Source organism: Mycobacterium asiaticum, from assembly GCF_001673315.1.
GTDB lineage: Bacteria > Actinomycetota > Actinomycetes > Mycobacteriales > Mycobacteriaceae > Mycobacterium > Mycobacterium asiaticum_B.
The window spans coordinates 1-1,082 of the sequence record NZ_LZLQ01000153.1 but is presented as its reverse complement, the minus strand read 5'-3'; the positions used below and the strand labels follow the sequence as shown (position 1 = coordinate 1,082).

The 1,082-nt window shown below is 77.5% G+C and carries 1 protein-coding gene; it reads right to left on the bottom strand.

Features of this window, described 5'->3' with window-relative positions:
• Positions 1 to 1,082, bottom strand: a 1,082-nt coding sequence (locus tag A5636_RS24760; RefSeq protein WP_155763994.1) for a PE family protein, incomplete at both ends; no start/stop codon positions are given.

Here is a 1,082-nt window from a genome sequence, read left to right as displayed (position 1 = left end):
CGAATATGCGCGCCGCGCCACCGGCGCCGCCCACTCCGCCGTCGCCGGCTGGGCCGACGGCCGCTGCCAGCGCGTTGCCGCCGGCCCCACCGGCACCGCCGTTACCGAACAACCACCCGCCCGGCCCGCCGCTGCCACCGGTCCCGCCGTCCTCGCCGAAGTGGCCGCCGCCCAGTCCGCCCGCGCCGCCCGCGCCGCCGGCGCCGAGCAGACCCGTACCGCCACCGATACCGCCCGTACCGCCTACGCCGCCGGCCGCGCTGGATCCGCCTGCGCCGCCGATGCCGCCGTTGCCCGCCAACCAACCGCCGTTGCCGCCGGCACCCCCTGTCCCGCCGAGCCCGCCGGTCGCCACCGGCGCCTGGGCGGTACCGCCCTGGCCACCGGCGCCGCCGTCCCCGATCAACCAGGCGTTGCCCCCGGCACCACCGGCCCCGCCGTTGCCGGTCATCGTCGCGATGCCGCCCGCCCCGCCGGCGCCGGCGTTGCCGGCCAGCAGTCCGCCCCAACCGCCGGCACCGCCGCCACCGCCGCCGTTGATACCTGCACCGCCGGCCCCGCCCATCCCGCCGCTGCCCAACAGAATCGCCTGACCGCCGGCCCCGCCGAGACCACCGATGACCCCGCTACCACCCGCTCCCCCGGCTCCGCCGTTGCCGAACAGCCAGCCACCGTTTCCGCCGGAGCCGCCGACCGCACCGGTGGCACCCGCGCCGCCGGTGCCACCGTTACCGAAAAAGCCTGCGGCGCCGCCCCTTCCGCCTGCGGGGTGGGCACCGCCGCCGGATCCGCCGGCCCCGCCGTTGCCGAACAACAGGCCGCCGGCACCGCCGTCCGCTCCGGTGCCCGCGGCCCCGTCGGCACCGTTGCCGATCAGTGGGCGGCCCAGCAACAGCTGCGTCGGCAGGTTGATCAGGTTGAGCAGGTCGTTGACCGGTCCGGGTAGGGCCGCGGCGCTGGCCGCCTCGGCGCCGGCATACGCCGCCGCGCTCGCCGTGAGGGCGCGGACGAACTGCGTGTGAAAGAGCTCGGCTTGCATTCCGAGTGATTGGTAAAGCCGGCCGTGACGGCCGAACAGGGCA